The organism is Pseudomonas sp. CC6-YY-74 (assembly GCF_002025205.1).
Lineage (GTDB): Bacteria > Pseudomonadota > Gammaproteobacteria > Pseudomonadales > Pseudomonadaceae > Aquipseudomonas > Aquipseudomonas paeninsulae.
In genome coordinates this window covers 2,474,533-2,498,511 of the sequence record NZ_CP019947.1, presented here as the reverse complement: position 1 = coordinate 2,498,511, position 23,979 = coordinate 2,474,533, and the positions used below count along the sequence as shown (strand labels likewise).

17 protein-coding genes and 2 pseudogenes are annotated in these 23,979 nt (G+C 64.9%); 10 read left to right on the top strand and 9 right to left on the bottom strand.

The features are described from left to right. Positions 1-337: 337 nt before the first annotated feature. Entirely contained in the window at positions 338-3,445 is a 3,108-nt protein-coding gene (locus B2D37_RS11420) for a transglycosylase domain-containing protein (protein ID WP_079202798.1), read from the bottom strand. A gap of 207 nt (positions 3,446-3,652) precedes the next feature. Between B2D37_RS11420 and B2D37_RS11415 the strand changes: the two genes are divergently transcribed. The 5 genes from B2D37_RS11415 (at position 3,653) to B2D37_RS11395 (ending at position 8,109) form a co-directional block, all read left to right on the top strand. Further along, a complete protein-coding gene (locus tag B2D37_RS11415) occupies positions 3,653-4,384 on the top strand; it encodes a bifunctional 2-polyprenyl-6-hydroxyphenol methylase/3-demethylubiquinol 3-O-methyltransferase UbiG (protein WP_079202797.1) in 732 nt (243 codons plus the stop codon). Between the two features lie 247 nt (positions 4,385-4,631). Continuing rightward, positions 4,632-5,462 carry an aldo/keto reductase gene (locus B2D37_RS11410; RefSeq protein ID WP_079202796.1) on the top strand — a complete coding sequence of 277 codons (831 nt, stop codon included), beginning with the start codon at positions 4,632-4,634 and terminating at the stop codon, positions 5,460-5,462. Positions 5,463-5,486: 24 nt separating this feature from the next. Beyond that, positions 5,487-6,143, top strand: a complete 657-nt coding sequence (locus B2D37_RS11405; RefSeq protein ID WP_154067082.1) for a hypothetical protein — start codon at positions 5,487-5,489, stop codon at positions 6,141-6,143. A gap of 128 nt (positions 6,144-6,271) precedes the next feature. Then, positions 6,272-6,757: a hypothetical protein gene (locus tag B2D37_RS11400; RefSeq protein ID WP_079202794.1), complete on the top strand. Its 486-nt coding sequence runs from the start codon at positions 6,272-6,274 to the stop codon at positions 6,755-6,757. Then, positions 6,754-8,109 (top strand): GAF domain-containing protein, encoded by a 1,356-nt coding sequence (locus tag B2D37_RS11395; protein WP_079202793.1) that lies wholly within the window; start codon positions 6,754-6,756, stop codon positions 8,107-8,109. The genes B2D37_RS11400 and B2D37_RS11395 overlap by 4 nt, the downstream gene beginning before the upstream one ends. Here B2D37_RS11395 and B2D37_RS11390 read toward each other — a convergent pair whose 3' ends face one another. From B2D37_RS11390 to B2D37_RS11365, 6 genes and pseudogenes are all read right to left on the bottom strand, one after another. Then, positions 8,110-8,481, bottom strand: a complete 372-nt coding sequence (locus tag B2D37_RS11390; protein ID WP_079202792.1) for a hypothetical protein — start codon at positions 8,479-8,481, stop codon at positions 8,110-8,112. A gap of 204 nt (positions 8,482-8,685) precedes the next feature. Then, positions 8,686-9,015, bottom strand: a pseudogene (locus B2D37_RS11385) (DHCW motif cupin fold protein). 22 nt (positions 9,016-9,037) lie between these two features. Next, a complete protein-coding gene (locus B2D37_RS11380) occupies positions 9,038-12,181 on the bottom strand; it encodes an efflux RND transporter permease subunit (RefSeq protein ID WP_079202791.1) in 3,144 nt (1,047 codons plus the stop codon). A gap of 1 nt (position 12,182) precedes the next feature. Continuing rightward, entirely contained in the window at positions 12,183-13,265 is a 1,083-nt protein-coding gene (locus B2D37_RS11375) for an efflux RND transporter periplasmic adaptor subunit (protein WP_079202790.1), read from the bottom strand. A 6-nt stretch (positions 13,266-13,271) separates the two neighbouring features. Continuing rightward, positions 13,272-13,928 carry a TetR/AcrR family transcriptional regulator gene (locus tag B2D37_RS11370; RefSeq protein ID WP_079202789.1) on the bottom strand — a complete coding sequence of 219 codons (657 nt, stop codon included), beginning with the start codon at positions 13,926-13,928 and terminating at the stop codon, positions 13,272-13,274. Positions 13,929-14,206: 278 nt separating this feature from the next. After that, complete coding sequence (locus tag B2D37_RS11365) at positions 14,207-14,860, bottom strand: peroxiredoxin (RefSeq protein ID WP_079202788.1); 654 nt, start codon at positions 14,858-14,860, stop codon at positions 14,207-14,209. A gap of 244 nt (positions 14,861-15,104) precedes the next feature. Here B2D37_RS11365 and B2D37_RS11360 point away from each other — a divergent pair, with 244 nt between their 5' ends. From B2D37_RS11360 to B2D37_RS11340, 5 genes and pseudogenes are all read left to right on the top strand, one after another. Next, on the top strand, positions 15,105-15,434 hold the full coding sequence (locus tag B2D37_RS11360; protein ID WP_154067081.1) for a hypothetical protein: 330 nt from the start codon (positions 15,105-15,107) through the stop codon (positions 15,432-15,434). A gap of 95 nt (positions 15,435-15,529) precedes the next feature. Beyond that, positions 15,530-16,780 carry a TolC family protein gene (locus tag B2D37_RS11355; protein WP_079202786.1) on the top strand — a complete coding sequence of 417 codons (1,251 nt, stop codon included), beginning with the start codon at positions 15,530-15,532 and terminating at the stop codon, positions 16,778-16,780. After that, the gene (locus B2D37_RS11350; protein ID WP_079202785.1) at positions 16,777-18,315 is read left to right on the top strand and encodes an efflux RND transporter periplasmic adaptor subunit; all 1,539 of its coding nucleotides are present in this window, start codon (positions 16,777-16,779) and stop codon (positions 18,313-18,315) included. Before B2D37_RS11355 ends, B2D37_RS11350 begins: the two co-directional genes overlap by 4 nt. Further along, positions 18,312-21,370 (top strand): annotated as a pseudogene (locus B2D37_RS11345) (efflux RND transporter permease subunit); the annotation flags it as partial. The gene B2D37_RS11350 and the pseudogene B2D37_RS11345, both read left to right, overlap by 4 nt. Before the next feature lie 95 nt (positions 21,371-21,465). After that, entirely contained in the window at positions 21,466-22,407 is a 942-nt protein-coding gene (locus tag B2D37_RS11340; protein WP_256573179.1) for a F510_1955 family glycosylhydrolase, read from the top strand. Between the two features lie 279 nt (positions 22,408-22,686). Here the strand turns inward: B2D37_RS11340 and B2D37_RS11335 are convergent, their stop codons facing one another. Continuing rightward, a complete protein-coding gene (locus B2D37_RS11335; protein WP_079202784.1) occupies positions 22,687-23,127 on the bottom strand; it encodes a hypothetical protein in 441 nt (146 codons plus the stop codon). 220 nt (positions 23,128-23,347) lie between these two features. Continuing rightward, complete coding sequence (locus B2D37_RS11330; RefSeq protein WP_079202783.1) at positions 23,348-23,752, bottom strand: hypothetical protein; 405 nt, start codon at positions 23,750-23,752, stop codon at positions 23,348-23,350. Between the last annotated feature and the right edge of the window lie 227 nt (positions 23,753-23,979).

Below are 23,979 nucleotides of genomic sequence, written 5' to 3'. Positions count from 1 at the left end.
GCTAAAACCGCTCCCACGAGAGCACCGTCGTACCCGTAGGAGCGGCCCATGGCCGCGAAGGCCGCAAGCCCGTCAAAATATTCGCGGCTAAAGCCCCTCCCACAAGCACACTGCCGCTCCTACAGGGCTTTGTGTTGATTTAATTTATATATAAAGCAACGACTTATTTATTTTTTGATGAGAGGGGCGCCCAGATCCGTAGCCCAGATGCAATCCGGGGAGGGGTGTATGGCCACTGCAGCGTCCCAGGTTGCGCCTGGGCTTATTCGGGCTACGGGATCCCGGTGGGGTGGCTCTGGCAGTCCTTGCAGATGAGCATGGGCTCTACGCCTGATGCCTACTTCCAACTGGCCTGCACCGCTGCCAGCGGGGGGACGCATTGGCTGTGGCTGCCCGGCTCCAGGTAAGGCGCGAGGATCGGTGCCATGCCTTTGAGCACCTGCACCGGCAGCGCCGAGGTGAAGGTGAATTTCTCCGCGGCGCGGCCGGGCACGAAGGCGGTGAGGGTGCCGTAATGGCGCGCGCCGATAAAGAAGACAAAGGTGGCGGTGCGGTTCATCGCCCGTGAGCTGAGTACGCGCCCGCCGCGGCCGACGGTTTCGACCCGGTTGTCGCCGGTGCCGGTCTTGCCGCCGAGGGTCAGCAGGCGACCGTCGGGCAGGCTGAAACTGCCCTGCAGGCGCCGTGCGGTACCGCCTTCGACCACTTGCGAGAGTGCGCCACGCAGGGCCGCGGCCACTTCGCTGGGCATCACCCGTTTGGCGTTCAGGGCGTTACGCTCGACCTGGGTGTCGTAGGGCGTAGCCGCGGCGAAATGCAGGCTGTCGATGCGCACCGTGGGTTGGCGGATGCCATCGTTCTGGATGATGCCCATCAGTTCCGCCAGTGCCGCCGGGCGGTCGCCGGAACTGCCGATGGCGGTGGCCAGCGACGGTACCAGGTACTCGAAGGGGTAGCCGTGTTTCTGCCAGCGGCGGTGGATATCGAGGAAGGCTTCAACCTCGAGCATGATGCGGATCCGGCTGTCGCGGGCGCTCTTGTGACGGCTGCGGAACAGCCAGCCGTAGACTTCCTGGCGCTGGTCGCGGCTGGCGACCACCGCATCGCCGAAGCGGGCATCGGGGTTTTCCAGCAGGTAGCCGAGCAGCCACAGCTCCAGCGGATGCACGCGGGCGATATAACCCTGGTCGGGTAGGCTGTAGGCACCAGGGCCGTAGTTCAGGTACAGCTCGCGGATGCGCTTGTCGCTGAGTTTCTCGTTGGGCGCATGGGCGCGCAGGAAGGCGGCGAAGGTCGGTTCATCGACTTCCGGCATCAGGTAACGGTGTACGGCGGCCAGGCGTGCCGAGGTGTGGCGCAGGCCGCTGAGGAAGGTCTCGAGGCGTAGCTGCGCCGGCTGGCCCTGGTATTTGCGCCAGAAGCGCAGGAGGAAAGTCTTGCCTTCGCGGTCGGCGAAGCGGCTGAGGTAGGCCTGGCGGCGCGGGTCCTTGTCGTCCTTGAGCAGCTCGGCGCTGTTGCCCGGTGCCTGGTAGGTGCTGTAGCGCACCAGGTCGCGCATCAGGCGAATGAACGGCAGGTTGATCGACTCGCGCAGCGCATCGCGCAGGGTCGGGTTGCGGCCGTTGTCTTCGCGGCGGAAGTTGGCAAAGGTGTGCAGGCCAGCGCCGGTGAAGAAGCGTTCAAAGGGACTGGCGGAATACTTGCGCTCCAGGGCGGCGTCGAGCATGGCCGGCAGCTCGGCAGCGGGATTTTGCCGCAGGTAGTCGAGGGCCCAGCGGGTCAGGTAGTCCTGGTCGGCGACCTCCACCGCGCGCAGTTCGGCCACGCTCTGCCCGACATGGCGCTGGTGCAATTCGGCGATGATTTCCAGGTAGGTGGCCAGCACGCGCAGTTTGGCGGTGGAGCCGAGTTCCAATTTGCTGCCTTCGTTGATGTCGAAGGGTTGGTCGGTGTTGTCGGTCTGCACGCGCACCCGGCTGCCATTGGCGGTGCGTTCGAACAGGGTGAAGCTGTAGCGCACTTCGCCGGTTTTTTCGGCAGACAGTAGGCGCTCACCGAACAGGCCGATCTGCTCGGCAAAGGCGGGGTCGGCAAGTTGCTCGAGGTAGTCGCTGACCGCTTGTTGCAGTTCGTTGTTGAGGGTGGTGCTGGCGGAGAGATCCAGGCGGTCGAGGTCATACAGCGGCATGTTGAGCAGGCTGGAGAGGCGCGTGCGGGCCACGCTGATGCCCTTGTTGCCGTCCACCGTTTGCAGGTTTGGCTGCAGCTCCCAGTTGCGATAACGCAGTTGGCTGGCCAGGGCTGCGTCGCGCAGTGGCGTATCGATCAAACCGTCGCCCGCCAGTAGGCGGATATGACTGTCGATCAGCTCGGCCAGCTCATGTCGGCCCTGGGCCAGGTAATAGGATGGCCGCCGTTGGGCAATCATGAATGACAGCACCTGACGCAGGGCCAGGCCGCGTTCGGCATTGCTCGCCCTGGGTGAGCGACTGGGGTCGAGCAGGCGGTTGACCTCGGCGAAGTCGGCGCCGTACCAGATGCGCAAGCCATCGGCCAGGCCATTCACTTCGCCATGTCCCGGCGCGGCGGAGAGCGGCACGCTGTTGAGGTAGTCGCGCACGACGTTTTCCCGCGCGGTCTGAGTGAGTGGGCCACCTTGGTAGGCGCGCACGCTGGCGGAAACCATCTGCCGCAATTTTTCCGAGGCGGAAGAGGTTAAGCCGCCCGGTGAGTGGCGGTATTTCTCCAGCTGAGTGGCAAGGGTGCTGCCGCCAGCGGACTGATCCTGGACGTCCAGCACCTTGCCGACCTGCGACCACGCGGCCTTGGCGAAGCGCGGCCAGTCCACCGCCGGGTTGGCCTGTGCCGGTTCGGGGTCGAGCAGGTGGCGGTTCTCGATGAACAGCAGGCTACCCACCACCAGTGGTGGTATGGCGCTGAAACTTGGGTAGTGCTGCTGCGGGTAGCGGAACTGGTAGAAGGGCGTGCCACGGCAGTCGCTGATGTTCACGCCTGCCTGGATTTTTTCCGGGTAGGGGGTGAAAAAGCCGCGTTGCGTGTAGTCGAGCAACGCCGGGGAGAACTCTGCCTGTTGGGTAATCTGGAAGCCGCGCTGTTGCAGGCGCTCCAGCATCAGCGGCAGGTAGCTGTAGCCTTGACGTTTATCGAAGGGGCCGTCCTGCGGGAAGATGATCGCCGGGCTGGGGCCAGGTTGCACGCGGTAGCTCAGGCTGTCGCTGTAGCGGCTGAGGTAGTGGGCCTGGAAATACGCGGTACGCATCTCGAAAATAACCAGCAGCGCAGCCGCCACCACTAGCAGTGTCAGCATCAACCAGATGGCGATGCGCAACTTGCTGGTGCGCTTAACCGGCTTCAGCTGATACGCCGGTTGTTTGTTCGTCGGAAGCGCCTGTTCTGGCGCGTCGGATTTCGAGAATACGCCCATAATTGCTTGGTCTGCCCTCAATTAGCACTTCACAACAGCTTAGTCGCTGCTTGATGAGTTAGACGCCAGTGTCCTTGGCCAAGTCGCAAAGATTTCAGCTGGGCCTGCATGCGCTGGCGACGTTAGTGATCGAGCGACACTGGGCCGAGACGGTGCCACAAGGGCGCCGGCACGGCTACTACATTAAATTTCATCGGCGAGTGACTTATGCCGCGCAATTATCGTGAGCAGCTTGCCCTCAGTTGGCAGGCCAATGCAGATGCCTGGACCGCCGCCGTGCGCGAGCAGCGCAGCGAAAGCCGGCGCCTGGTCACCGATGCGGCGATTCTGCAGGCGGTACTGGCGCTGACACCTGCGCGGGTGCTGGATGTCGGCTGTGGCGAGGGGTGGTTGTGCCGAGGCCTGGCCGCGCGGGGGGGCGAGGTGGTGGGGGTGGACGCCTCGGCACCCTTGATCGAGGTGGCGCGGGCGGCAGACGATCCCCGTGCCCGTTACCGTGTCTGCGGCCATGCCGAGCTGGCAAGCCAGGCCAGCGAGCTGGGCCGCTTCGATGTGCTGGTGTGCAATTTCGCCCTGCTCGAAGAGTCGCTGACACCGACCCTAGATGCCCTGCAGGGGGTGTTGGCGCCGGGTGGCCGGTTGTTGATCCAGACCCTGCACCCCTGGCGCGCCTGCGACGATGCGAGTTACCGCGATGGTTGGCGGGTGGAAACCTTCGCCGGCTTCGGCGCGGGCTTTGCGCAGCCGATGCCCTGGTTCTTTCGCACCCTGGAGTCCTGGCTGAGCCTGCTCAACGCCAGCGGCTGGCGCCTGCAAAGGCTGCAGGAACCGCTGCACCCGGAGAGCGAACAGCCGGAGTCGCTGTTACTGCTGTTGAGCTCCGCGCATAACGGCGCGGTATCGTCCACGGCCAGCTCAGCGGCGGCAACGGCATGCTGATGCTCGGCTCGCTGGGCGAGTCGGCCTATGGCCGGCTGATGCGCCTGGCGGCTGCACCCAGAGCCTCTATTTAGTAGGCGCGGATGCCGATGTGTTGGATGCCTAGGCCGCGGGCGCCGAGATCCTTATTGGGCTCAAGGACGAAGACTAGGTGGCCGCGCTTTCAGCTGTCGCGACCTGCAAGGGCATCTGTGGACGTTCGGCAGCTATGATTCCTGGCGAGCGGATTGAACGAGGAGGCGAGACGATGGGTACGCTTGAACTGGCCGGTGTGTCGGTGCCGGTGATCGGACAGGGCACCTGGCACATGGGCGAGGTGGCCAGCCAGCGGCGCGCGGAAGTGGCGGCGTTGCGCGAGGGCATCGAGTTGGGCCTGCGCCTGATCGACACGGCCGAGATGTACGGTGAAGGCGGCGCCGAACTGGTGGTGGGCGAGGCGCTTGCGGGCTTGCGCGAGCAGGTATTTCTGATCAGCAAGCTCTATCCGCACAACGCCAGCCGCCAAGGTGTGGCGCAGGCCTGCGCGCGTAGCCTGAAACGGCTGAGAACCGAGCGGATCGACCTCTATCTGTTGCACTGGCGTGGTCAGTACCCGCTGGCGGAAACCGTCGAGGCCTTCGAGCGTCTACGCGAGGAGGGCAAGATCGGCAGCTGGGGCGTGTCCAACTTCGACCTGGACGATTTGCAGGAATTGCACGGCCTGGGCGTCGCTGGCTGCGCCACCAACCAGGTGCTGTACAACCCCGAGGCGCGCGGCATCGAGTTCGACCTGCTGCCCTGGCAACAACGCCAGGGCATGCCGCTGATGGCCTACTGCCCGCTCGGTCAGGCTGGGCAGCTGCTGCGCCATCCGGCGTTGCGCCAGGTGGCCGAGACGCATGGCGTCACCCCGGCGCAGGTCGCGCTGGCCTGGCTGTTGCGCCAGCCGGGGGTGATTGCCATTCCCAAAGCAGTCGAGCCGGCGCATCTGCGCTTGAATGCCGAAGCCGCTGCCTTGCAGCTGACGGCCGAGGACCTGGCGCAGATCGATGCGGCCTTTGCCGCGCCGACGCGCCGCAGTCCCTTGGCGATGATTTGAGCGCTCTGCAATGGTTGTTAGCGAATGAGCCGATTCGAGAGCGTGAATATGAAGAAGCTGTGGCTATTCATTTGTGTCCTGTTGGCCGGCTGCGCCGGTTATCGCTCTGGCGAAGTCAGTCAGGCCTACGTCGACGTCGCGCCAGCGGTCGCCGCTGTCGCTCGGGGTACGCCAACCTGGCTGGAGATTCCCGGTGCGCGGGTGCGGGTCGAGTTGAGTAACGAGATCCAGCAACGCGAACATCAGGTGATGCTGTTCATCGTTCCGGTGATGGTCGACCCGCGCGATAAGCCGCTCTACCCGGTCGAGCAGGGCGCCCGCCTGCTGCTGGAAATCAGCCCTGCCGTGCATGGCGCGCGCTTGCGACCGGAGGCAGTCGTCCTGACGATTGATGGCCGTGAGTACCGAGCGAGCGGGGTGCAGCGCTTGGCGGTTTTCGATCCGGGTAAGTACCCACTCGATAGCTTGCGCGATGCCGAGCCAAGTAGTTCGGCGGACCTCACCTACAGCCTGGATACGCCGGGACGGCATCATCAATTTTGGCTGCGTTTCGAGACGCCGATGCCCGCGCCGACGCAAGGCATTCAGCTGGACCTATCCCGCGCCTTGTATCTGCCGGGTCAGCCGACAGTGCCGCCGATACGTTTTCGCGCCGTGCGCTGGAAGCAGGGCTATACCTGATAGGCGACCCAAGCAGTCGGTTTGATTTATGCGCCTGGCCGGCTTAAGTCCTCTGGCTGCCCAATGGTGACTTCTCAGCCGGGCAAGGATGCGCAGGATTAGCTTCTTGCCAGCGAGGGTTGAACAACATGACCGGCGCCACCCTGAACGACGAGCAGGTCCGTTTTATCGAGAGCGGCGTATCCATCAGTGCGGCTTCGCGCGATGTGCGCCGGGTGCCCTCGGTGAGCAAGGTGGTGGGTTGCCGGGTAGCGACGGATCGGCGGCAGATTACGGTGCTGGTCGACGCTGCGCAGGCGGGTCAGTTGCTGGAGGACGTCGAGGCGAGCAAGGCACTGGCCGTGGTCTTCTGTCTGCCCAGCAGCCACCGCACTCTGCAGCTCAAGGGTCGCGATGCCTGTCAGGTAGCGCTGGCGCCGGGCGATGCCGCGTTGGCGGCGCGTCACCGTGATGCGTTTGCCGAGGATTTGCTGCCCTTGGGCTATGCGTTGCCCTTCGCGCGCGCCACCCACGAGTTCCAGGCGCAGCAGTTGCGGGCGCTGTGTTTCACCCTGAGCGACCTGTTCGAGCAAACCCCCGGGCCCAATGCCGGCTCGCGCCTGGAGCAGGGATGATGACGTCCAGCCGGAGTCTGGATGCCATTCGGCCCTGTCTGGAGGGCGCGGTGCCGGCGACGGTCGCCACCTGCGGGGCGGACGGCACACCCAACGTCACCCTGGTCTCCCAGGTGCACTACGTGGACGCCAGCCATGTCGCGCTGTCCTTCCAGTTTTTCAACAAGACGCGCGAGAACATCCTGGTCAATCCGCAGGTCACGGTCTTCCTCCTGCATCCGCAGACCAGCGCGCGTTACCGCTTGGCGCTGCTCTACCGGCGCACCGAAGTCGAGGGTCCGCTGTTCGAGAGCATGAAGGCCAAGCTCGCTGGAATCGCCTCGAATGCGGGGATGAGCGAGGTGTTCCGCCTGCGTGGCGCGGATGTTTATCAGGTGCTGGATGTCGAGCATGTGCCTGGCGTCGAGGTGCCGCCAGCGCAGTGCGCGCCTTGCCACATCGCCCGCTTGCGCCAGTTGAGCCAGCGCCTGGCCGGTTGCAGCGATCTGGCCAGCCTGCTGGAGCAGTGCCTGGAGGGCTTGGCCAGCCAGCTCGAAATACCGCAGGCCATGGTTCTGCTACTCGATAGCCAGGGACAGAAACTCTACACCGTGGCCAGCCACGGCTACCCGCTGTCGGGGGTCGGCTCGGAGTTTCCCCTGGGCCGCGGCATCATCGGCGTGGCGGCGCAATTCCGCACGCCGATTCGCATCGCCCATTTGGCCTCGGAATACGCCTACAGCCGGGCCATTCACGAACACCTGGCTGCGGCCGGGCTTGGCAACCGGTTGGAGACCGAGATCGCCTTTCCCGGGTTGGCCGAACCGCATAGCCAGCTGTCGGTGCCGATCCTCGCGGCCGGGCGCCTGCTCGGCGTGCTGCATGTCGAAAGCGCCGAACCACACCGTTTCGGCTACGACGAGGAAGACAGCCTGATGAGCCTGGCCAGCCTGCTCGGCGCCTCGATCCTGGCGCTGCAGCAGGTGGCCGATTGCCCAGGCGAGGAGGGCGCCGCGCTGCCGCTCGCGCCGGCCTTGCCGGGAGCGCCGCTGACGGTGCGCTACTACCTGGCCAACAGCAGCGTGTTCCTCGGTGAGGACTACCTGATCAAGGGCGTGGCTGGCGCCATCTTCTGGCGCCTGCTGAGTCTGCATGTCGAGGAGCGGCGCAGCGAGTTCAGCAACCGCGAGCTGCGTATCGATCCGGCGTTGAAGCTGCCGGAGCTCGACGACAACCTCGAGGCGCGGCTGATTCTGCTGCAGCGCCGGCTGGCGGAACGCAGCCACGACATCCTGCTGGAGAAGGTCGGGCGTGGGCGTCTGCGCCTGCTGCTCAAACGGCCGGTACTGCTGCAGCAGATCGCTGCCCGCTGATCAGGCGCGGCGCCAGAGTACATTGCCGGCGAACAGCAGCACCGCCAGCAACATCATGACTGCGGCGCCGCCAAGCACCGGGCCAGCCTGGGGCGTGCCGTTGATCACCAGGGTCAGCGCCACCATCATTACCGGCAGGCACAGGTTGTGCAGCCAGAACTGCAGGCTGGCCAGGCGGCTGGCGGCGGCCTTGGGGAAGTAGTGGTAGATAATCCCGACCAGGGTCAGGCTTACCCAGCCGAGCAGGTTCAGGTGGGCATGCACGCTCATCAGGCGGTGATCACCGCTGGTGCCCATGAACACGCCCAGGCTGACGGCCAGGCAGAAATAAACGATGGCGACATAGATCCAGCGACGCGAAACGGGACTCATCGGGGTACTCCTTTGGGGTGTTTGGAGGAGCTCCATGCTAGAGCGTGCCGCGCCGGGCCATTGCGAAATAGACCCTATGCAATCCCTAAAACTTTCCTAAATAGCGGTCGGCCTGGCGCAGTTGCGCTGACGATGCTGCGATCACCCGTCGGGCCGGCTAGGGTGTGCGGTGCGCACGTTGCGGTCTGGTGGCATCAGCGCGAGTCAGTCGACGATAAACAGCCGTGCGCCGGTGGTCGTCGAGGAGCGGTGTGCTTCGGCCTGGTCGGCGACCTGATAACTCATGCCCGCGGTCATGACGAAGCGCCGGCCGTCTGCCAGTTCGGTGTGCAGTTCGCCTTCCAGGCACAACAGGGTATGGCCCTTCTGGCACCAGTGGTCGGCCAGTTAGCCTGGCGTGTAGTCGACCATGCGCACGCGCAGCGCGCCGAACAGCTGGGTGCGCCAGTAGGCGCTGGCGGTTGTGCCGGCATGTTCGCTGCGCTCGATCTGCTCCCAGTCGGTGACGCCGAAGGGGATGCCACGGAGGTCCATCGATTGCTCCTTTTAGTTGCGCCTAGTTGCTGCGCAGACGGGCTTTGCCCGGCCGCGGTGCGAGCAAGTGTTCCGGTAAATCGAGCAGGTCGTCGTCGTAGGTTTCCAGCGGCGGCGGGCGGCGTTCGAAACGCGAGCCGAGCACCAGCAGGCAGGGGGTCAGCAGCAGGGTCAGCACGGTGGCGAAGCTCAGGCCGCCGGCGATGGCGCTGGACAGCTGGGTCCACCACTGGGTCGAGGGCGCGCCTACGCCCAAGCTTGGCGTCAACAGATCGACGTTAACGCTCAGGACCATGGGCAGCAAACCGAGAATGGTGGTGACCGCAGTCAGCAATACCGGACGCAGGCGCAGGCTGCCGGTTTCCAGGGCCGCCTCGCGTGGCTCCAGACCCTGGCGACGTAGCTGGTTATAGGTATCGATGAGGATGATGTTGTTGTTGACCACGATCCCGGCGAGGGCGATCAGGCCCATGCCGACCATGACGATACCGAACGACTGACCGTTGACCAGCAGGCCCATCAGTACTCCAGCGGTGGACAGGACGATGGCGGACAGCACCAGCAGGGCCTGGTAGATGCTGTTGAACTGGGTCACCAGGATCAGGGCCATGAGGAAGATCGCCACGCCGAAGGCGGTGGCCAGGAAGGTTGCGGCCTCGCGCTGGTCGGCATCCTCGCCGGCGAATTTCAGCTGGATGTCCGCCGGCAGTTCGCCCATGGCTTCGCGCAAGGCTTGCAGGCGTTCATCCAGGCGCGCGTCGTCGGCCAGATCGGCCTGCAGGGTGATGGTGCGGCTGCCGTCGACCCGGTGCAGGGTGCCGACCTTGGGCGCGGGCTGGAGTGTGACGAAGTTCGCCAGCGGTACCTGACCACTTGGCGTGTTCAGGGTCAGGCGGCCCAGCTGGTCGAGGGAACGCCAGTTACCGGGCAGGCGGACGCGGATGTCGACCTCGTCGGTGGCGTCTTCCGGCCGGTAGGTCGCCAGTTTCAGGCCATTGGTGATCATCTGCACGGCGTTACCGACGCTCAATACGTCGGCGCCGAAGCGCGCTGCGGCCTCGCGATCGACCTTGACCCGCCACTCGATGCCGGGCAGGGCGCGGTCATCCTCGATGTCCTTGAAACCGCCGAGGGTGAGCATGCTGGCGCGCAGCTTATCGACAAATTGATCGGCCTTGACCGGGTCGAGGGCGCTGATCTGCAGCTTGACCGGCTTGCCGCCACTGGGACCTTGGTCCTGCTCGCGGAACTCCAGGACCACGCCAGGAATGTCGGCACTGCGCTGGCGCATGTCGGCGAGAATCTGCCGGGCTGGACGGCGCTCATGCCAATCGACGAACTGGAACTGCAGGGTACCGATCACGTCGACCCCGAGCTGGCCGTCCGGCTGGGCCAGGGAACGGGCGTACAGCGCCTTGACCTCGCTCATGCCAAGCAGGCGGCGTTCGACCTGTTGCAGCAGGGCGTCCTTTTCCTGCACCGACAGGTCGCCGCGGGCGCGCAGCCATATCTGCGCATTTTCCGGCTCGACCTCGGGGAAGAACTCCACCCCATGGTTGAAACGGCCGTAGCCGACATAGATCAGGGCAACCAGTGCGAGTATGCCGAGCAGGGTCAGGCCCGGCCGGTGCAGCAGTTTGTCGAGCAGTTTGCGGTAGGCCTGGGCGCCACGGCTGGGCGTGCTCGGCAGCGGTTGCGGGCGTCCGCCGGTCACCGCGCCAAGCACCGGCAGGAACACCAGGGCCATGGCCAGGGAGGCGAGCAGGCAGACGATCACCGTGGCCGGCAGATATTTCATGAACTGGCCGACCACCCCGGGCCAGAACAACAGCGGCAGGAATACCACCAGGGTAGTGGCGGTGGAGGCGATCACCGGCCAGGCCATTCGCGTTGCCGCATTGGCCCAGGCCTGGCGCGGGTTCTGGCCCTGGTGCAGGTTACGGTCGGCCAGCTCGGAGACCACGATGGCGCCATCCACCAGCATGCCGGCGACCAGGATCAGGCTGAACAGCACCACGATGTTGAGGGTGAAACCGAGCGTCCAGATCAGCAGGATGCCCGTCAGGAAGGCGCCGGGAATGGTCAGGCCGACCAGCAGCGCCGAGCGCAGGCCCATGCTGGCGATCACCAGAATCAGCACCAGGACGATGGCGGTCATCACGTTGTTGAGCAGGTCGCCAAGTAGGCTTTCGACTTGTTGCGACTGATCCATGATGTAGCTGACGTGCAGGCCTTCGGGCAGCAACGGCTGGGCCTGGGCCATCAGCAACTTGACCTGTTCGATGGTGGCGATGATGTTGGCGCCGCTGCGCTTGGCCACTTCGAGGACGATGGCCGGCTGGCCGTTGATCCGGGCGAAGCCGGTTGGATCCTTGAAGGTGCGGTGGATGGTCGCGACATCGCCAAAGGTCACCACGCTGTCGCCGACCACCTTGATCGGCATGGACAGCACATCCTGCAGGTCCTCGATGACCCCGGGCACCTTCATGCTCATGCGCCCGGCGCCGGTGTCCAGGCTGCCGGCGGCAACCAGGCGATTGTTGCGGCTGACCAGGCTGAACAGCTCGTTGTAGTCGATGCCGTAGCTGTCTAGTACCTGCGGATCGACGACGATTTCCAGCAGGTCTTCGCGGTCGCCGCCGATCTCCACCGAGAGCACCTCGGCGATGCCTTCGATGTTTTCCTTTAATTGGCGGGCGACATACACCAGTTGCGCTTCGGCGATCGGCCCGGACAGTCCGATCGACAGTACCGGAAACAGCGCCACGTTGACTTCGGTGACTATTGGTTCATCGGCTTCTTCCGGGAGTTTGCTGCGCGCGGTATCGACTTTTTCGCGCACATCGACCAGGGCCGCCTTGGCGTCGAAGCCGGCATCGAACTCCAGGGTCACCGAGGCCCGGCCTTCGTTGGCAATCGAGCGCATTTCCTTGACCGCCTCGAGACTGCGCAATTCCTGCTCCAGCGGGCGCACCAGCAGGCGTTCGGCGTCTTCCGGGCTGATGCCTTCCAATGCCACCGAGACATAGATGATCGGGATGCTGACGTCCGGGTTGGCTTCCTTGGGGATGGCGACATAGGCGGCCAGGCCGCCGATGATCAGGAAGGCCAGCAGCAGCAGGCTGGTGCGGCTGCGGTCCAGCGCCGCGGCGATCAGGGCGTGCATTTCAGCTGCCCTCTTTGGCGAGTTGGCTGAGCACTTCTTGGCCGGGCTCGACAAAGCCCTGGCCGAGGGTGATCAGCGCGACCCGCGGCGGCAGGCCACTGACCCAGGCGCCTTGGTTATCGACGCTGATCAGCGCTACCCGGGTGAACTCGACCCGTTGTTGCTGGTTGACCCACTTCACCCCTTGGCGGCCGTCCTCATCGAGACTGAGCAACGCCGGCGAAAGGCGATGGGCCATGGCCTCGCCGGTCTGGATATGCAGCGTGGCGCTGGCTCCGGCCAGACGCAGCCGCTTGGGATTGTCGACCCGTACCTCGATGCGGAAACTGCGCGAGTCGGGGTCGGCGGCGGCGGCGATGAAGTGCAGCTCGCCGCTCAGTTCGCGGCCGTCGAGTAGTTGCACTGCGACCTGCTGGCCGAGGGTCAGCTGGGTCACTTGCTGCTGGGCGATCTGTGCGCTGACCTTGAGCTGGCTGATATCGACCAGGGTCAGCAGGCTTTGACCGGGCTGAACGAAGTCGCCCAGTTCGACCTGGCGCGCGTCATAGACCCCGGCGAAGGGTGCCTCGATCCGGGTGTTGCGCAGGTGCAGGCGGGCCGTTGCCAGTTCGGCCCGGGCCTTGGCCAGCTCGCTGTCCAGGCGCAGCAGTTCGTTGGCGGAAAACAGGTTGCGTTCGCGCAGGCGTTTGGCTGAGCTGACGTCGGTCTCGCGCTGGCGCACCTCGGCTTCGCTACGCGCCACCTGGGCGGTGCGGTCGTCTGGCGACAGGCTGAGGAGTAATTGCCCCTGTTCGACCGGCTGGCCCTTGTCCCGATCCAGGCGCGCCACGCTGGCGCTGATCTGCGCGCGCAACTCGACCCGGCGCCAGGCTTCGACCTGGCCCTGGACCACATGCTGGCGCTGCATCGGTTGGGCCTCCAGCCACTGGATCTCGACTTTCGCCAGACCCTGCTCCACGGCAGGTTGATCGGCGCTGGCGACTTTCTGCGCCTTGAACAGCGAACCGCTGAGCAACCAGAGCAGCAGCAAGACGCTGATGGCGACGGCGATCAACCACGGACGTTTGGACACTTGACGGAACATGAGCGGTTACTCGTGGTTGGCGGGTAGGGCGCAAAGGCTGGCGGCCTGACCACGCAGGCCGGCAATGATGAAATCGGTGACGCGGTCGAAGTAGTCGCCCAGGGCAATGGGTTCGGCCCAGTGCTCGAAGCCGCCGGAGGCGATGCGTGCCATCACCCCGTTGACGCAGGCCTCCACGCCCCACAACAGGTACTGGCAGTCGGCGGGGCAGAGCACGCGATCATCGAAGGTGGCGTGCAGCAGCTGGCCGAAGAAGTCTATGTAGTCGCGTTCCAGCAGCAGGAACTGCTCGCGGCAGGGCGCATCCAGCCGCTCCTGAAAAGCCGGGCGGTCGCAGTGTTGGCACAGTTGCGCCAGGATCGGGTCGGCGAGCATCTGCTCGAAGGCGCGGCGGATTACCTGGCGCATGGCCAGGTGCGGCGGCTGTGTGGCATGCAAGGCGCGCAGGTCAGCGAGATTCGCCCGGCTCATGTCCAGCGCCAGGCGGGCATAGAGCGCCTCCTTGCTGGGGAAGTGCTTGTACACCGTGCCCTTGCCGATACCGGCCTGGGTCGCCACTTCGGCGATGGTCACCCGATCCCAGGGTTGCTGGCGAAACAGCAGGCGCGCGGCGTCGAGGAGGACGCTTTCGCGCTGCAGGAAGAGTTGGTCTTGAAGGCGCATGGGCAGGAACTTGTCTGGCTGTGACTGACGGTCATGCTATGACTGTCGGTCACGGCGAGCAAGCGCGCAGTTGTAACAGTGCTTGGCGACGGCGGGATTCTCTGTAAGAGCTGCGACAGCGGACGCTCCATCCACCAGGTCGCGGGGGTGGATGAACCAAGCGTCATCCAGCCGACCCCGCGCTCGCCAGCCAATACCAGCCGGTAATTACGCCGCAGCACAGCTTGTGCCCGCCGCTAGTGGAAAACCCAGCGGGTTTCCCACCTCGGCCACCGCCGTTACTTGGGTTGCGCCACCACCCGCAAATAGGGTTTGAGGGTCTTGAAGCCCTGCGGGTACTTGCGTTTGGCCTCGTCGTCGGACACCGAGGTGGGGATGATCACATCGTCGCCCGGTTTCCAGTTCACCGGCGTGGCCACCGCGTGCTTGGCGTTGAGTTGCAGCGAGTCGAGCAGGCGTAGCACCTCGTCGAAATTGCGTCCGGCACTCATGGGGTAGATCAGCATGGCCTTGACCTTCTTGTCTGGGCCGACGATGAATACCGAGCGTACCGTGGCGTTGTCCACCGCGGTGCGCGGGCCGCCGCTGGCGTTGGGGTGGATCATGTCGTACAGCTTGGCCACCTTGAGGTCGTGGTCGCCGATCATCGGGTAGTTGACCGCATGGCCCTGGGTTTCCTCGATGTCGCCGACCCAGGCCCGGTGATCGCTGACTGGGTCGATGCTGAGACCGACGATCTTGGTGTTGCGTTTGTCGAATTCGGGTTTGAGCCTGGCCATGTAGCCCAGTTCGGTGGTGCACACCGGGGTGAAGTCCTTGGGATGGGAAAACAGGATGGCCCAGCCGTCGCCTATCCACTCATGGAAGTGAAGGGGGCCTTCGGTGGTTTCGGCGCTGAAGTCGGGGGCTTCGTCGCCAATGCGGATGGTCATGGTCTGCTCCTCTTGCGGGTGCGGGGCCGACTTGCCAACACTGCAGCTCGCCAGTCCAGGTTGCTGGAGAAAAAAGTATAGGCCCGCTGTCAGCCTCGACCCGGTTCTGTTGACGTAAGGTCGCGGGCCGCAGCCCTTGGGCTTGCGCGGCGCAACCTTATGCAGGTCAAGGCAGGTCAATAGAGTGTGGCCAATTGATCCTTATCAATTGTCCACAGCCCGGCGCGGGGCTAGACTGCGCGGCATGAATGCCTTTCGTCGTCTCTGTCTAGTGCTACTCCTGGCCTTGGTTCTGCCCTTGCAGAGCCTTGCGGGTTCGCTGCTGGTCGGCGCGCCCTGCCCGATGGGCCAGAAGGCGGCACAGCTGACTGACTGCTGTGACGAGGCGACGATGCAGGCTGACGGTCAGTTGTGCCCGGATATGGCTAAATGCCCGACTGCCGGCCTGCCGTTGGCTGACAGTCAGCGGCTGAAGCTCAAACTGCTGCCGGTTTCCTCTCATTCCCTGCTGCATGCCCAGGCCGTACTTCCGTCGCGGCCGCTAACCGCCCCCTGGCGCCCCCCGCGCGCCTGATTCCTGCTCCGTTGTAAACCCCACTGTGCGGCCCCGGCTGCCCGCTGGCCATTGCGCGTCCCATGGGGCGCGGGATATCGACAGGAATCACGTGCATGTCCAACATTTCCCCCCTCCTTGGGCGCCTGGCGGCCGGGGTACTGGCGACTGCCTTGCTCAGCCAGCCGGCCGCGGCCCTGACTCTCGACGAAGCCCTGCGCCAGGCTGAACGTGAAGCGCCCTCGCTGACGGCACAAGCCGCGCAAGTCGAGGCGGCGCGTAGCTCGGCGATACCCGCCGGCGAGTTGCCCGATCCCAAGCTGTTGCTGGGGCTGCAGAACGTGCCGATCGAGGGCGACAACCGTGGTCGCTTCGACCGCGAGCCCATGACCATGCAGATGGTCGGAGTCATGCAAGAGGTGCCCAACCGCGCCAAACGCCGGGCGCGGGTGGAGGTGGCCCAGGCCGGGATCGAGCGCGCTACGCTGGAGCAACGGGTCGAATTGCTCAAGGTCCGCCGGGAAACTGCGCTGGCCTGGATTTCGGCGCTCGCCGTCGAGGAGAAGCTGGCGCTGTTCCAGACTCTCTATGCCGAAAACGATCTTCTGGTCAAAGCCGTGCGCGCCCGCCTCGCCGGTGGCCGCGGTCAGGCGGCCGACAGCGTCGGACCGAGGCAGGAAGCGGCGCTGCTGGCCGAGCAGGAAGACCAATTGCTGCAAAGCCGGACGCAGCAGCGCGCCGCCCTGCGGCGCTGGATCGGCCCGCGCGCCGATGAACCTTTGGCGGGTCGCCTGCCAAACTGGCCGGTGGATGCCCAGCATTATCAGCACAACCTGCAACGCCATCCTGAGCTGGCGCTATTCGAGCCCATGACCGATGAGGCGCAAGCCGAGGTGCGCCAGGCCGTGGCGGACAAGAAATCCGACTGGAGCTGGCAGCTGGCCTACCAGAAACGCGACCCGGCCTTCGGCGACATGATGAGCGTGCAGTTCAGCTTCGATCTGCCGCTGTTTCCTGGCTCCCGACAGAACCCCAGAATCGCCGCCAAACAGGCCAAGCTGAGTCAGCTGGAGGCCGAGCGCGAAGCCAGCGAACGCGAACATGCGCAGCAGCTGGCCGATGATCTGGCCGAGTACCAGAGGCTCGAACGTGCGCTGCGCCGCAGCCAGGACAGCCTGGTGCCGCTGGCCGAGGAAAAGGTCGCGCTGACCCTGGCCGACTATCGCTCCGGTGCCGGTGAGCTGGCCGGCGTGATCGCCGCCCGGCGTGAACTGATCGAGACACGCCTGAAACACATCGACTTTGCCCAAGCGCGCGCGCTGACCAGCGCCCGCCTGTATTTCGCTTACGCAGGGATTAGCCAATGAGTGCTCGAATCGCAAAAGGTGCGCTGCTGGCCACCCTGGTGCTGGGTATCGGCGCGGCCGGCGGCTACTGGCTCGCCCAACAGTCGCTGAGTGCCGGGCACAGCTCGATCACCGCCGAGGCTGCCCCGGCTGCTCAGGAGGTAGATAAGGGCGAGGTGCTCTATTGGTACGACCCGATGATGCCGCAGCAAAAATTCGACCAGCCGGGCAAGTCGCCGTTTATGGATATGCAGCTGGTGCCGCGCTATGCCGAGGAGGGCGGCGACAACGCCGCCGTCAGCATCGATGCGAGCATCACCCAGAATCTCGGCATGCGCCTGGCGCCAGTGACCCGCGGAGCGCTGGCCAACAGTCTGGAGGTGGTCGGCAACCTGACCTTCAACAGCCGCGACATCGCCGTGGTCCAGGCGCGCAGTAACGGCTTCGTCGAGCGGGTCTACGCGCGTGCCGCGGAGGACCTACTCGAGGTCGGCGCGCCACTGGCCGACCTGCTGGTGCCCGCGTGGGTCAGCGCCCAGGAAGACTATCTGGCCCTGCGTGATGCCGGCGATCCCGCTCTGCTGGCGGCGGCGCGCCAGCGCCTGCGTCTGGCCGGCATGCCGGCGGCGCTGATCGCCCAGTTCGAGCGCAGCGGCAAGGTCCAGGCGCTGTGGACCGTGACCAGCCCCATCTCCGGCGTGCTGCAAGAACTTAACGTGCGCGAGGGCATGAGCCTGATGGCGGGTGACACCCTGGCGACCATCAATGGTCTGCGCAGTGTGTGGCTGGACGTGGCGGTGCCCGAGGCCGAGGCCCTGGGCCTGCACCAAGGTCAGGTGGTCGAAGCGCGTTTGCCGGCATTTCCTGGCGAAGTGCTCAGCGGCAGCATCGACGCCATTCTGCCCCAGGCCAATCTCGACAGTCGCACCCTGCGCGTGCGGGTCGAACTGGCCAACCCCGATGGCCGGCTGCGTCCAGGCCTGACCGCGCAGGTGCGCCTGACCCGCCCGGCCGAGCGCGATGCCTTGTTGGTGCCAAGCGAGGCGGTGCTCCGCGGCGGTCGTCGCGCCTTGGTGATGCTGGCCGAAGGCGAGGGGCGTTACCGCCCGGTGGAAGTGCGCCTGGGTCAGGAGGCCGAGGGCAATACCCAGATCCTCGAAGGGCTGGAAGAGGGCCAGCAGGTGGTCGCCTCCGGGCAGTTCCTGCTCGATTCCGAGGCCAGCCTGCGCGGCATCATGGTTCAGGAACTGGGCGCCCCGGCGACTGAGGTCAAGCTGGAAGCGGCGCTGCATGAAGCCGAAGGGCAGATCGACGCCATCGAAGCGGACGGCGTGATGCTCACCCATGGCCCATTCAAGACCCTGGGCATGCCGGGTATGAGCATGCTGTTTCCGGTCGCCGATAAGGCGCTGCTGGAGGGCTTCGCGGCCGGTGATCGGGTACGGGTCGGCGTGCGCGCCAATGACGATGGCATGTTGATCGAACGCATCGAGCACCTGGCGGCCACGCCCCAGGAAAATAACACGCATGACGGACACCAGGAGATGCAGCCATGATTGCTGCCCTGATCCGCTGGTCGGTGGCCAACCGTTTCCTGGTGGTGCTGGCGACCCTGTTCGCCACCGCCTGGGGCGTCTGGTCGGTGCAGAACACACCGATCGATGCCTTGCCGGACCTGTCCGACGTGCAGGTGATCATCCGCACGCCCTACCCGGGCCAGGCGCCGCAGATCGTCGAGAATCAGGTGACCTATCCGCTGGCCACCACCATGCTCTCGGTGCCGGGGGCGAAGACGGTGCGCGGTTATTCGTTCTTTGGCGACAGCTTTGTCTATGTGCTGTTCGATGACGACACCGACCTGTATTGGGCGCGCTCGCGGGTGCTGGAATACCTCAGCCAGGTCCAGAGTCGCCTGCCGGACAGCGCCAAACCGTCGCTGGGACCGGATGCTACCGGGGTCGGCTGGATCTACCAGTACGCCCTGGTCGACCGCACGGGCAAGCATGACCTGGCGCAGTTGCGTGCGCTGCAGGACTGGTTCCTCAAATTCGAGTTGAAAACCCTGGCCAACGTCGCCGAAGTGGCGACCATCGGCGGCATGGTCAAGCAATATCAGGTGCAACTCGACCCGATCAAGCTGGCCAGCCTGGGCATCACCCAGGCCGAGGTGACGGCGGCCATCGGCCAGGCCAACCAGGAAACCGGCGGCGCGGTGCTGGAACTTGCGGAAACCGAGTTCATGGTGCGCGCCTCGGGTTATCTGCAAAGCCTCAACGACTTTCGCACCATCCCGCTGCGCCTGGATGCCGGCGGCGTGCCGGTAACGCTCGGCGAGGTGGCGCATATCCAGTTGGGGCCGGAGATGCGTCGCGGCATCGCCGAACTGGATGGCGAGGGCGAGGTGGTCGGCGGCGTGGTGATCCTGCGCAGCGGCAAGAACGCGCGCAGCACCATCGCCGCGGTCAAGGCCAAGCTCGAACAGCTGAAAAGCAGCCTGCCGGAGGGGTGGAGATCGTCACCACCTACGACCGCAGCAAATTGATCGACCGTGCGGTGCGCAATTTGGGTGAGAAACTGGTGGAGGAATTCATCGTCGTGGCGTTGGTCTGCGCGGCCTTCCTCTGGCATCTGCGTTCTTCGCTGGTGGCGATTGTGTCCTTGCCGGTCGGCGTACTGATCGCCTTCGCCGTGATGCAGCAGCAGGGCATCAACGCCAACATCATGTCGCTCGGCGGCATCGCCATTGCAATCGGCGCCATGGTCGATGCGGCGGTGGTGATGATCGAAAACGCGCACAAGAAGATCGAGGCCTGGCGTGAGCAACATCCGGACGAGGAGCTCAAGGGCGAACAGCATTGGCGGGTGATTACCGACGCGGCGGTGGAAGTCGGCCCGGCGCTGTTCTTCTGCCTGCTGATCATCACCCTGTCGTTCATTCCGGTGTTCACCCTGCAGGCCCAGGAAGGCCGGCTGTTCGGCCCGCTGGCTTTCACCAAGACCTATGCCATGGCGGCGGCGGCGGGGCTGTCGGTGACCCTGGTGCCGGTGTTGATGGGCTACTGGATTCGCGGACGGATTCCCGACGAGGCGAGTAACCCGCTGAACCGCTGGTTGATCAGGATCTACCAGCCGGCACTGGATGCGGTATTACGTTGGCCCAAGGCCACCCTGCTGGTCGCGCTGCTGGTGTTTCTCAGCACGCTGTGGCCGCTGTCGCAGTTGGGCGGCGAGTTCCTGCCGCCGCTGGATGAAGGTGATCTGCTCTACATGCCTTCGGCCCTGCCCGGCTTGTCCGCGCAAAAAGCCGCGCAGCTGTTGCAGCAGACCGACCGGATGATCAAGACGATACCGGAAGTCGCCCATGTGTTCGGCAAGGCCGGACGCGCCGAGACCGCTACCGATCCGGCGCCGCTGGAGATGTTCGAGACCACCATCCAGTTCAAACCGCGTGAGCAGTGGCGTGCCGGCATGACCGCGGACAAGCTGGTGGAGGAACTGGACCGGGTGGTGCAGGTGCCCGGCCTGACCAATATCTGGATTCCGCCGATCCGCAATCGCATCGACATGCTCGCCACCGGGATCAAGAGCCCGATCGGGGTCAAGGTCGCCGGCACCAACCTGGCGCAGATCGACGAGGCCACCCTGGCCATCGAAAAAGTCGCCAAGAACGTACCCGGCGTGAGTTCGGCCCTGGCCGAACGCTTGACCGGCGGACGCTATATCGACGTCGATATCGACCGGGCGGCGGCGGCGCGTTATGGCCTGAACATCGCCGATGTGCAATCGATCGTGTCCAGCGCGATTGGCGGCGAGAATATTGGCGAGACCATCGAAGGGCTGGCGCGTTTCCCGATCAGCGTGCGTTACCCGCGTGAATGGCGCGACTCCTTGAGTCGCCTCGAACAACTGCCGATCTACACCCCGCAGGGCAGCCAGATCACCCTGGGCACGGTGGCGCGGATCAAGGTCAGCGACGGCCCGCCGATGCTCAAGAGCGAGAATGCGCGGCCCACGGGCTGGGTCTATGTGGATGTGCGCGGCCGCGACCTGGCCTCGGTGGTGGCCGACCTGCGCACGGCGATCGATGCCCAGGTGAAGTTGCAGCCAGGCATCAGCCTGAGCTATTCGGGGCAGTTCGAGTTTCTCGAACGCGCCAATGCGCGGCTCAAGCTGGTGGTACCGGCCACGCTGCTGATCATCTTCGTGCTGCTCTACCTGTGCTTCGCCCGCTTCAGCGAGGCCGCACTGATCATGGCCACCCTGCCGTTCGCCCTGACCGGCGGGGTCTGGTTCCTCTACCTGCTCGGCTATCACATGTCGGTGGCCACCGGCGTCGGTTTCATCGCCCTGGCCGGGGTGGCGGCGGAATTTGGCGTGATCATGCTGCTCTACCTGAAGAACGCCTGGGCCGAACGCGAGGAAGCCGGCGACAGCAGCGAGCTGGGGCTGATCGAGGCGATTCGCGAAGGCGCGGTGCAACGGGTACGGCCCAAGGCCATGACGGTGGCGGTGATCATCGCCGGCCTGTTGCCGATTCTCCTCGGCAGCGGCACCGGCAGCGAGGTGATGAGCCGCATCGCCGCGCCTATGGTCGGCGGCATGCTCAGCGCGCCGCTGCTGTCGCTGTTCGTCTTGCCGGCGGCCTATCGGCTGATGCGTCGGCGGCGTCTCCCCGCCGCAGCAACCATCCCTTTGGGAGAAATAACATGAAGAAAATCCTCAATGCTCGGGGAGATTTGACCCCATACCTCAGGCCGACTCTACGGCGTGTGGCGGCGCTCGGCTTGCTGGCTGCTTTCGCCATCCTCGCCGCCTGTGGCGACCCGGCAATAACCCTCACCCATGTGCACGGGTTGGCGTTCAGCCCGGATGGCCAGCGCTTGTTAATTCCCAGTCACCACGGGCTGGCCGTCTACGCTGAGGGGCGCTGGCGCAAGGCCGCCGGAGCGGAACACGACTACATGAGCTATGCGGTGACGCGACGGGCGATCTATAGCAGTGGCCACCCGGCCCCTGGCAGCCGCCTCGCCAACCCCTTGGGCCTGATCAAGAGCAGCGATGACGGACGCAGCTGGCAGCCGCTGGGTTTGCAGGGCGAGGCGGACTTTCACCTGCTGGCCAGCGGCTTCGACAGCGCAACGTTGTATGTCTACAACGGGCATCCGAACTCGCGGATGAGCGCCCCCGGCCTGTATTACAGCCGCAACGACGGCGCCGACTGGCGGCGCGCTGCCGCGCAGGGAGTTAGCCAGGCGCCGACCGCCCTGGCGGTGCACCCGCGTGACGAGCGCATGGTTGCAGTGGCAACAGGTGCCGGCCTGTACCTGTCGCGCGATGCGGGCCAGCGCTTTGTACCGCTCAGTCAGGGCGAACAGGTGGTGAGTGCCACCTTCAGCCTTGACGGTAACAGCCTATGGTTCGGCAGTTACGGCAGCGCGGCAAAACTATCCAGGCTGGATTTGCAGACACGCCAGATCACCGCGCTCGGCGTGCCCGAGCTGAGCGAGGATGCCGTCGCCTACCTCGCGCAGAATCCGGCCAAATTGCAGGAGTGGGCAATGGCCACCTTCAAGCGCGACCTCTACCTGTCGCAGGACGCCGGCGCGACCTGGCGCGCGATCGCCAAGGCCGGTCAGCCATTGGAGTGAGAACTGGTGAAAAACACAGGCCTACTGCGGCCGTCCCCAAACACCCGCGCTCGATATGTTCGCAACCATTGATCCCGGTTGAAGGATCGCCGACCTTGGAGCCTACTCCCGTGCCATAGGCAACCTGCTCGGGTTCCGGCCCAAGGCCGGTTGCGCCCAAAAGGCGGGCGGCAGTGAGACCATGAGCCACATCGCCGCGCCAAGGTAGAGGGTAGATCAAGGCGCCAAGGCAACGCTTGCGGCCGCGTGAACATGGCGGGGCTGGGCGCTACACCAGGCTCATTGGCCGTTTGGCATGGCTTGGCTTTCCAGCATCTGTTCCATCATCTGCAGCATGTTCTGCATGTTCTCGTGCATATCTCGCATGCATTGCTGCTGCATGGGCGCATCTTTGGCCATAGGGCACTGGCTCTGTTGCATGCGGTTGCGCATCATGCCCATCTGCGACTGCATGGCCTGGCGATGCTCGCCACGAATCTTCTGACGCTCCTGCGGAGTCTTGGCGGCGTGCATCTGCTCCATCATCTTGTGCATCTTGGACATGTCCATCATGCCCATGCCTTGTCCCATGCCCTGGCTCATGCCTTGTCCCATTGGGGCACTTTGGTGGTTCTGCGCCAGTTGTTCGGGGTGGTGCTCCTCGGCGGCGAAAGAGGGTGTGGCCAGTAGCGCGCCGGTGAGGGCGATAGCCGTCAGGGTCTGGTAAGTGAACGTGCTCATGGTGGTTCTCCTGCTTGGTTTAATGAGTGTTGCGGATGGTGCTCAGGGTGGCTCTTTTCAGTAGTAGGGAATTGGCGATCGCGCAGCAGCACTGCGCGCTTGGCCCCGGTGTCAGCATCTTGTCGATAGCCTGGGAGGCGCGGCCCTTGGCGCGGGCTTCCAGGTAGCGGCCGATGTGGCTGTCGCAGTAAGGCTGCGGATTTCAGCGGGGCAGAGTGCGCTACTCGTTATAGCGATGTAGGTGCTTGCGCACGGGCGTGGGCAGGCCGGGGCTGAGCCGCGGCACGGGCAGCAAGTTGCTGCACTGGCGATTCAAGTCGCTGAGCAGGCCGGCGCTGCTGGCCAGGCCGAACAGGGCTGTGAATGCCAGGACCACCAACAGTTGTTGGTTGAACGGAGCGTTCTGCAAGGAGCAGTGGGTATCCGCTGCTCCTTGGTCATGCTGGGAATCGCCCTGGTCGATGTGCGCAGGGCTGTGGCTGAGCAAACTGAGCGAGGCTGCAGCCATCGCGCTGCTGGCTGCGGCCTGCACGTGAGAGAAGGCGCAGGCGAAAAGCAGCACGAACCAGAGCGCCAGCAGATTCCTGGCGAACCCTCTATGGTGGCTGCGCATCGCTTGGATCATGAAATCGGCTTCCGCATTTGTTTCGCGCTGTTGTACTGATTAAAGCCCAGGGACGGCTAAGCGCGATTGATCCAGGTCATGAGTGTGGAGTGGGCAAAGCCCTGGGGGCGCCGAGCGTGGCGCCGGTAGTGTGCGCGGGCAGTCGGCTATGGTCGGGATGCCGGCGGCCTATCGCTTGATGCGCCGGCGCACGCTCGGGCGAGCGCGTGAGCTGTAGCCTGGATGCA